The organism is Tolypothrix sp. FACHB-123, assembly GCF_014697075.1.
Classification (GTDB): domain Bacteria; phylum Cyanobacteriota; class Cyanobacteriia; order Cyanobacteriales; family Nostocaceae; genus Aulosira.
The window spans coordinates 64,485-72,935 of sequence record NZ_JACJRE010000042.1 but is presented as its reverse complement, the minus strand read 5'-3'; the positions used below and the strand labels follow the sequence as shown (position 1 = coordinate 72,935).

Here is an 8,451-nt window from a genome sequence, read left to right as displayed (position 1 = left end):
ATGTCAATACATATAAGGCTTTTGGCAAAATAAAGATGCTTTTTTTGTGTTTATATGAGTGCTATAACTAATAATTTGGCATAATAGCTACTGAAGAACCATTTTAATTGACTGTTGTAAGCACAACAACACACCTTGCTGCCTAATTTTATTCCTCTTACTTTTTAAGTTAGAGTAACTTAAATATTAATTGCGATGTTGAAAAAGATAGCAGACAAATCGCAGATAAACAGGGATTTTGGTTTATTTTATCTGTTTCTCGGTAATTATGTTGATTTAGGTTTTTATACTGAACTTTCACAGAAAAATTTTTTGAAATCTTTATAGTTATTCAGGTATAGATACACTCAAATTTTAACTATTTTTAATAGTTATAAAGTAGGATAAATAATCATTCAATAGAAGCAATCCTACCCAAAAATAAATTCAGTAGATTATGGGTAAGAGAACTTGTGAACATAAAAAATTATAAAGAGGTTAGGTAATTATGTCTGTACGTTATAACCACAATAATGCTCCTTTAGTGAAAGTAGTTTACTCTCAAGTTAAAGTTAATGGCAAAATTCAGTTAGTACCCCTAGAATTATACGCTGACGGTTCATTGAAGCGTTCTATGGTATAAATTTTGCCGTGGCTTTCTGGATATTAGCGATCGCCTTGTCAGGAGGATTGATTTTGAATAGTTTGAGACTATGAATGTTGAGTGATAAAGCGATCGCTCTTTTGACATCAGGCGATTGATTTCTGTGTCAAATGCTAGTTCAATAAATTTAGAAATCAGTAAATGTCTGAAAGTTGGTGGATTCATAAGTTCTAGTTTTCCATCCACCAGTTCATAACGGTTATCAGTACCATCATTATAAGCAAGATATTCTTGAAAAGAATACAGACGCGCTGTAGTTGCCTTTGTCATGGCATAATTTCTAATAACGAGATTTTTTTGAGGTAATTCTCAAAAGATCGTGAAAAATTGCACATCGACTGGTAGTAGAGCTTGGGCGCTACTACCTCTATTAATAGCCTATTCCACAGTCACTGATTTTGCTAGGTTCCGGGGCTGATCGACATCCAAACCGCGACGGGCGGCGATATGATAAGCCAATAATTGCAGAGGTATCACTGTGAGGATGGGAGAAAGCAATTCATCTACAGTTGGTACTGGTAATAAATCATTGAAGATTTCTCCTGCTTCCCCATCTTTAACAGGAGTCACACCAATTAACCGGGAATCTCTCGCTTTGGCTTCTTGGGAATTAGAAATGACCTTTTCGTAAACGCTACCCGGAACTGCGATCGCAACTACTGGTACTTTCGCATCCAAAAGTGCGATGGGGCCGTGTTTCATTTCGCCGGCTGGATAACCTTCGGCGTGAATATAGCTAATTTCTTTTAATTTCAATGCACCTTCTAAAGCAATGGGGAAGTTAATTCCTCTTCCCAAAAATATCACATCTTGGGTTTCTGCAAATTCGTGGGCTAATTGTTCTGTTAAATTTTGTTGAATGTCTAAAGTAGCTTCAATTTCTTTCGGAATTTGTCGCAAACCTTCAATAATTTCTGCGATTTTTGCAGATGAAATTGTTTGCCGATGGGCAGCTAAATCTAAAGCTAAAGCGTAAAATGCCATTAATTGAGCAATAAAAGTTTTTGTTGCTGCTACCCCAATTTCAATTCCCGCCAATGTATTAATTATATGGGGTACTAAATGACCAAGGCTGCTTTCTGGGCGATTGGTAATACCTAATAATTTGGCTTGATATTTACTTTCTTTACCTTGGCGACGTTCTTTTTCCATTGCTAAGGCTGCTAAAGTATCAGCTGTTTCCCCTGATTGTGTAACACCAATAATTAATGTATTAGCTATCAAAGGTGATGGTGCATAGCGATACTCAGAAGCATAGTTGACTTGGGTAGAAATTCCAGCTAGTTGTTCTAACAGATATTTTCCTACTAAAGCTGCGTGCCAACTCGTACCGCAAGCAACAATTTGAATTTGTTCTATGTCTGCGTAGAATGACTCAGGTAACCCCAGATTAATTGGTGACTGGGTATTACTAGAGGAATTATTCTCACTACTAAAGTAAGCTTCTAAAATCGCTCTTACCACTCCTGGTTGCTCGTAAATTTCCTTGAGCATGAAGTGCTTGAATCCCTGCTTCTCTACCATTGTGGGACTCAAGTTTAGTAATCGAGGTTGCTTTTTCAGCCTTTCGCCAGCAAAATTGTAAATTTCTACGCCTAGAGGTGTGAGGCGCGCTATTTCCCCATTTTCTAATGGTAGCACGGCTCTGGTATAGGCAACGATCGCCGGCGTATCGGAAGCGCAAAATAACTCACCTTGCCCAAACCCAATTACTAAGGGTGCTTGCTGGCGCACAACAATTAATTCATCCGGGTAATCAGCAGAAATAACTGCGATCGCAAATGCGCCTTCTAGGTGGTTGACAGCTTGACGCACAGCGTCTAATAAAGAAGCGGGAGATGTTTTGAGAATTTCGGCAATCAGATGGGGAATTACTTCTGTATCTGTTTCCGAACGAAAGATATGTCCTTTGGCTTTTAATTCCTCTCGTAACTCGCGGTAGTTCTCAATAATGCCATTTTGCACTACTGCCACTCGCATTGAGGTATCCATATGAGGATGGGCGTTATACTCTTCTGGTTTACCATGAGTTGCCCAACGAGTATGACCGATACCAATTTGCGCCGGAGTTTCTACTTGTTCTAGTTTAGAACGTAAGTTTTGCAGTTTACCCTTAGCCCGCACGCATTGCACATCACCTTCCCAAATGGTAGCAATTCCCGCAGAATCATATCCGCGATATTCTAGTTTCTCTAAACCAGATAATAAAATTTCTGTCGCTGCTTGCGTACCAATATACCCAACGATTCCGCACATTTATTTCACCCCTGCCTGTGGAACATGACGCCAGCTTGTTTAGTTGGTATCATAGAAGTGACATTTTAGCAAAGAAAAAAGGAGCTTATCGCTCCTTGTAATTTTGATTATTTTTAAAGAACGATGCTGTAGGGTGGCAAGTTCCACCCTACGATGCTAAAAATGCTTGCTAATGAAGACAGTTAATTGCGAGCAAAATCAAGATCCTAATAAGCTAGACCCATGCTGCGAGTTGTTTCAGCACCCAAGTAAACCCGGATGCTCAAAAAGTCTGTGGGACAAGCGGTTTCGCAGCGTTTGCATCCTACGCAGTCTTCTGTACGGGGTGAAGAGGCTATTTGAGCAGCTTTGCAGCCATCCCAGGGTACCATCTCCAGTACGTCAGTGGGGCAAGCGCGGACACACTGAGTGCAGCCAATGCAGGTATCGTAGATTTTTACGGTATGAGACATTGAAAAAAGGCTCCTTTCGAGTGTTCTTCTCTGCGAAGGAATTATAATCAAGGCATAGTTTACCGCAGTGGCTGAGGCTCCGTAATCAAAAGGCTACATAACTTTAAACAATGTAATAGGCATCCAGTCAAATTAGCCTTTTATCTATCGGTCTCTATCGCCTGATTCCCCGATAAATCAACCACCTCATCAGCAGAAATTGACTCCACACACTTCCTAGCACTGCATAGTCTTTGTGAAGATTTGTGAATTTAAATCAATCTCGATCCCACAGCGAAAGCGTAGGTAGAGAAATTGGCGGTGGGACTTAGCAGGTTAAGTCAGGATGCAAAACTTAACTGAAGAACTGACTAAGCGATCGCCTAGGTTGATTTCGATGCCAATCATAGCATTTTGTCAATCTAATTTTGTAGTGCCCTTGGCGTTTATTGATGAGTTGACAGTTGACGGTTGACGGTTCAGAGAGATTTTCTTGTGATTTACTCTCTTGTCCTTTGTCTTTCTTTCATGGAAAGCCAATGCTCAATTAGCGCAAACTATTAATTATAGTCTAGATTCGGTAAGCTAGAAGAGGTTACTGCGATACCATTCTTATAGTGTAAATCTCATCACATAAGCCTATGGAGCCAGACTCTTTACCAACCGAGGTGATATTGACGCATCCGCGTCAAACCCTCGGTAAAGCGCAACTGGATTGGACACCCCAACCCGGAAATTATCTCGATTTCGACGGAAAAACCTACGCCGTTTTAGAGCGCCGCCATAAATATCAATTAAAATCAGGGCGCTACCGCTTGCATAATATCGCCCTTTACGTACAATCCGCGCAAATACCTGCTGAGAAAAGTTTGGTAGAGGGACGATGGGTAATTGGCGATGCTACCTGTAGCTACAATGCACTTTCGGAAATCGTCCGTTGTGCAGTCAATCCCACTGGCCCTTGTACATCTTGCTGTTTTTATGATCGGAAAAAGGCTGAAGGATGAAATTCATACTTTAGCCTTTTTCAATTATTTCGCCAACAGTTAAACGGCTACCATTAACAAAATCCCATCCCGACTGAGGACGTTTACCCGCTAGCTGAACTTCTCGCAACAACAACATACCTTCGCCAGTTTGCACAATCGCACCAATTCCCTTGGTAATGCTCACCACTTCTCCCGGACTACCAGACAACGTTGACAAATCAGGTAATTTATGAATTATTTTTGCTAATTCTGGTGGTAGCTCATAGCTGTAAGCACAACCAAGGGGAACGGTAGCAGTAATTTTTAGTGATTGATTGCGGAAATTGGCGGTACAGTTAGGGTAAAAACCTCTGATTTGGTTATGTAATTCCATAGCGCTTCTAGACCAGTCTAAGCCATAATCCTGCTTTTGAATTAAAGGTGCATAAGTCGCTTGGGAATCATCCTGAGGAATGGCGGAGATTTCTTGGCTTTCCAACTTGAATAAAGTCTCCACTAGTAAATCTGCACCAATATCGGCTAACCTTGTGGCTAAAGTATGAGCATTATCTAATAACTCAATCGGTGTAGTAGCTTTTAGCAGCATGGCTCCTGTGTCCATCGCTGCATCCATTAACATAGTGGTGATCCCCGTTTCCATTTCACCGTTATGTAAACACCACTGAATCGGCGCAGCACCTCGGTATTTGGGCAAAATTGAGCCATGTACGTTAATACAACCCAATTTCGGCATTTCTAAAATTTGCGGCGATAAAATTTGTCCATAGGCGACTACCACAAACGCATCCGCACCAGATTCTCTGAGTTTGGTTAAGGTAGCGGTATGTTTTTTCACTCGTTGTGGTTGCCATACTGGTAGATTAGCAGAACTAGCCAGAGTTTTGATTGGTGAAGGTGTTAATTTATTCCCTCTTTCTCGGCGTTTATCTGGTTGCGTAACAACTGCCAATACCTCTATGTTTGGGTGATTCAGTAATTTTTCCAGCGTGGGAACAGCAAATTGGGGAGTACCAAAAAATACGATTTTCATGTTAGTTAATCAGCAATAGTCAATAGTCAATAGTTAACAGTCAAGGGTCAATAGTCAAGGGTCAATAGTTGTGAGATAATAGGCATTAGGTTATTTACTCTAGACTTTTAGCGTCTAAGTATCATGCAATTATCTGGCGATAAATAAATTTTTTGCTGCTAAAGTCGATTGGTAATGGTGAAAGCAAAAATTCCTTGATAGACTTATAATTAGGTCTAAGTTAGCCAGAACATCAGCTAGTAATAACTATTTTTATTTCTAGCCCACTCAATGTTTGGGCAATGTCTGACGACAATTGACTGTGCATCTACCTGCTAAATGTAATTTTATTGTGTTTCCTCTAATTAAGCTTTAGGTGTATTTACATCCAAATGTCACTAGGTTCTCACAATTAATGTAGAACAGATGACAATTGATGGACTTGCGTAGATACTAGTATTTGGTTTTTCAGTAGGAAATATGTCAGGCGTCAGCTTTGCCAGTTTTTGCGTTAACGTCGAAAATTTACTGTGATTCAAATTCTGCGCTGTTGTCGCAGGTTATTAGGTAGGAAAGCAGCCTGTGGGTTAGCTATTCCGAACACAACTCCTAAAAGCCTAGTTATTTGAATCTCGGTTGTTGTTATGTACGGCTTAAATGGTCAAGCTTAATACTCATTCACTACTACCCCTAGGTAAGGGTGAGTATTAAATTCTTAGTTCAGTAAGTCTATATTGTGTCCATAGTGTGTTTTATATCGCTAAATTAGTCTGTAATAATACTTAATTAAAAATTACAGGCAAAATTACGTATTGCTATTAGGTACAGGTGTTAACTATGATACTTAAGTTTTGTGAAGCTGTAATAAATTTAAAGAAATTCTCTCGTTAAAGCTTTTAGTTTCTTGTTATACCTATATCCATAGCCAACCTCATTGCTGCACAGGTCTGCTCCTCACACAGCAACTGCTACCCCCTAGAGAGTCAACCCATGCTTAAACCTCTTTTGCTGTCAGGATGGTTTCGCACACAACCATTTATCAAATATGCTGTCATTGCGATACTGATCGCCCCTCTAGTAGCAGCATCAGGTCACTCTACCTCGGCTCATCAATCAGAAGTAGCAAATAACACTTCTGAAGGCGAACAATCTGCTTCAGCTTCTTTAAAACTCGCAGCTGTTAGCGAACCAGATTTAGCCGATTTATTAACAGCAGATTCCACAACCGCACCGAGAGAATTGGACTCTCACATGCAAGGAATGGCTACTGTTGGAGAATCCCCATCGTCAGTAGATAACCTTCAGTCTTCAGATGGAGTTGAAAGTATTCTTCAACAAGACCATGCTATTTCTAGTAGCAATGTAGCTGGTAAAGATCCATTAGCAGCAGTGGAACTTGCGCCATCGACAAAGTTAAATTCTCACCAATTAAATTTATTGGAAAAGTTAAAAGACTCAAAAATTAAATCTTTGAAGGCAGCTGGTAATTCTCTGCCAAGAGAGATAATTTTAACTCAATCATTAGCTGCTACTCAAGTTTCACCTATTTTAAAACCAGCGCAACCAAACGCTAACACAGAAATACCTGTGTCTGAACAACCAGGCTCAGAACAAGCAGCAAACGATCCCATAGGTAGTCCCCATCCGATTCCTTGGAAATGGATTCTAGCTACTCAAGAAGCGATAGCATCACAGGGAGGTTCGGGAGTGCGTTACTACCGCAGCGTTCCTGTAGCTTCTCCCGATGGTAAGTATGTGGTTTATAGTCGGGTGCGACTGGAAGTAAAACCCCAAATGTATAACAGCCGGGTGACTAGCGTATTGTTTGTGGAAGAGGTAAAAACTAAGAAGTTGCGGGTAATTGCTTCAACTTCTGTGTTGGGTGATCCTTTATTAAATGTTAAACAAACACAAGAAGCCGGACAGCCAGAGGGCACAATTGGGGTATTAGTTCCGGTTAGCTGGTCAGAAAAAGGCGATCGCTTTTTAGCGCGTCGGTTTGAAGGGATCTTCAACACAGCCGATGCTACAGATCGCGCAGTGATTTGGGATAGCCAAAACAATCAAGCTAACACTGTTTCTCCTGTAAGCGAATCAGAAGATGAGCATGAAAAAATTGCTGTGCTGTTAGGCTGGAGTAAAGGTCAACCCGATCGCGTACTCTTCCGTGCTGGACAATTAGGTGAAGAAGAATGGCCATTAGTACAGGTAGCAGCTGATGGGAAGATTGTAAATACAAATACGAATGCCGATCAGCCAATTACTTTTGGTCAAAAGCATACAGATGTATGGGCAGGGCCACAAGTTGCTTATCGATAATTGAGTTTATATAATCTTCATCATCCTGTTGTTAAATTTGTAACAACAGGATTTTTTTTAGGGAATAAAAAGCCGACCCACTCCCATGTAATTATCAAGTTCTAAGACAATTTCCACCAAACGATCAACACAGCGTTCGCGATATTCTGATTCATCAAACCGAGTCAAATCCCCAATGGTAATGATACGAATGAGGTTGATGTATTCTCTTGACGCATCACCTGTTCTCAGGAATCCTCACCCTTCATGTTTCTGTTCGCGGTCAGAATCAGCCATTTTCAGCAATTATTATACCAATTCAAATAATGATTGCGACACATCAATATATTCTACAGGGCATGGCACTGCCATCCCCCTACCATCTGTTGCATTCTTTTTTCAAATTGGTATTAGTATAACGATTTAAGAAATTTTGATTTTCGCATAAACGTACTAGCCATTAGCTGTGAGCTAATAGCCATAAAATCAAACAATACTTCATAAAAAATTACAGCGTTGTGGTTTCGCTGCTTTCTAATTCCTCTGTGGTTTCTGTTTCTTTAACTCGACGAATGGGTAAGTTAGCAATTAAGGCTGTGGTTCGTTGATTACTTTCTAGAGAAAACTCTAAGTTATCTGTATCAACTTCCACATAGCGACAGACAATTTCTAAAATTTCTTGTCGCATTTTTTCTAATTTCTGGGGATCGATGTCAGCGCGATCGTGGGCGATCACCAATTGCAGGCGACGTTTAACATGCGTCCGACTGGTATCTGGTGCGCGAAAAAAAAGTCTTTCTAAAAGTTCGAGAATCATTGCTAATA

The 8,451-nt window shown here is 40.4% G+C and carries 8 protein-coding genes and 1 pseudogene; 4 read left to right on the top strand and 5 right to left on the bottom strand.

Annotated elements, in window-relative coordinates; genetic code table 11:
* The first annotated feature begins 487 nt into the window (after window positions 1–487).
* On the top strand, window positions 488–622 hold the full coding sequence (locus tag H6G41_RS35860; protein ID WP_277878181.1) for a hypothetical protein: 135 nt from the start codon (window positions 488–490) through the stop codon (window positions 620–622).
* A 108-nt stretch (window positions 623–730) separates the two neighbouring features.
* Here H6G41_RS35860 and H6G41_RS34670 read toward each other — a convergent pair.
* The 3 genes and pseudogenes from H6G41_RS34670 to psaC all read right to left on the bottom strand — a co-directional run.
* Window positions 731–913: pseudogene (locus tag H6G41_RS34670) on the bottom strand (Uma2 family endonuclease); the annotation flags it as partial.
* A gap of 108 nt (window positions 914–1,021) precedes the next feature.
* Window positions 1,022–2,899: a glutamine--fructose-6-phosphate transaminase (isomerizing) gene (glmS, locus tag H6G41_RS23895; RefSeq protein WP_190749296.1), complete on the bottom strand. Its 1,878-nt coding sequence runs from the start codon at window positions 2,897–2,899 to the stop codon at window positions 1,022–1,024.
* 206 nt (window positions 2,900–3,105) lie between these two features.
* Window positions 3,106–3,351 (bottom strand): photosystem I iron-sulfur center protein PsaC, encoded by a 246-nt coding sequence (gene psaC / locus H6G41_RS23890; RefSeq protein ID WP_012411495.1) that lies wholly within the window; start codon window positions 3,349–3,351, stop codon window positions 3,106–3,108.
* A 325-nt stretch (window positions 3,352–3,676) separates the two neighbouring features.
* Here psaC and H6G41_RS35855 point away from each other — a divergent pair, with 325 nt between their 5' ends.
* Together H6G41_RS35855 and H6G41_RS23885 are read left to right on the top strand one after the other, a co-directional pair.
* Window positions 3,677–3,805, top strand: a complete 129-nt coding sequence (locus H6G41_RS35855) for a hypothetical protein (RefSeq protein ID WP_277878180.1) — start codon at window positions 3,677–3,679, stop codon at window positions 3,803–3,805.
* A gap of 166 nt (window positions 3,806–3,971) precedes the next feature.
* The gene (locus tag H6G41_RS23885) at window positions 3,972–4,337 is read left to right on the top strand and encodes a DUF6464 family protein (RefSeq protein ID WP_190749294.1); all 366 of its coding nucleotides are present in this window, start codon (window positions 3,972–3,974) and stop codon (window positions 4,335–4,337) included.
* 10 nt (window positions 4,338–4,347) lie between these two features.
* Here H6G41_RS23885 and fmt read toward each other — a convergent pair whose 3' ends face one another.
* Window positions 4,348–5,349 (bottom strand): methionyl-tRNA formyltransferase, encoded by a 1,002-nt coding sequence (gene fmt / locus H6G41_RS23880; protein WP_190749292.1) that lies wholly within the window; start codon window positions 5,347–5,349, stop codon window positions 4,348–4,350.
* A 969-nt stretch (window positions 5,350–6,318) separates the two neighbouring features.
* Here fmt and H6G41_RS23875 point away from each other — a divergent pair.
* Window positions 6,319–7,647: a hypothetical protein gene (locus H6G41_RS23875; RefSeq protein WP_190749290.1), complete on the top strand. Its 1,329-nt coding sequence runs from the start codon at window positions 6,319–6,321 to the stop codon at window positions 7,645–7,647.
* A 487-nt stretch (window positions 7,648–8,134) separates the two neighbouring features.
* Here the strand turns inward: H6G41_RS23875 and minE are convergent, their stop codons facing one another.
* Window positions 8,135–8,443: a cell division topological specificity factor MinE gene (gene minE / locus H6G41_RS23865; RefSeq protein WP_190749288.1), complete on the bottom strand. Its 309-nt coding sequence runs from the start codon at window positions 8,441–8,443 to the stop codon at window positions 8,135–8,137.
* Between the last annotated feature and the right edge of the window lie 8 nt (window positions 8,444–8,451).

Coding starts and splice junctions, on each gene's coding strand:
- H6G41_RS35860 (WP_277878181.1), top strand. CDS start 488: ATGTCTGTACGTTATAACCACAATAATGCTCCTTTAGTGAAAGTAGTT.
- glmS (WP_190749296.1), bottom strand. CDS start 2,899: ATGTGCGGAATCGTTGGGTATATTGGTACGCAAGCAGCGACAGAAATT.
- psaC (WP_012411495.1), bottom strand. CDS start 3,351: ATGTCTCATACCGTAAAAATCTACGATACCTGCATTGGCTGCACTCAG.
- H6G41_RS35855 (WP_277878180.1), top strand. CDS start 3,677: ATGCAAAACTTAACTGAAGAACTGACTAAGCGATCGCCTAGGTTGATT.
- H6G41_RS23885 (WP_190749294.1), top strand. CDS start 3,972: ATGGAGCCAGACTCTTTACCAACCGAGGTGATATTGACGCATCCGCGT.
- fmt (WP_190749292.1), bottom strand. CDS start 5,349: ATGAAAATCGTATTTTTTGGTACTCCCCAATTTGCTGTTCCCACGCTG.
- H6G41_RS23875 (WP_190749290.1), top strand. CDS start 6,319: ATGCTTAAACCTCTTTTGCTGTCAGGATGGTTTCGCACACAACCATTT.
- minE (WP_190749288.1), bottom strand. CDS start 8,443: ATGATTCTCGAACTTTTAGAAAGACTTTTTTTTCGCGCACCAGATACC.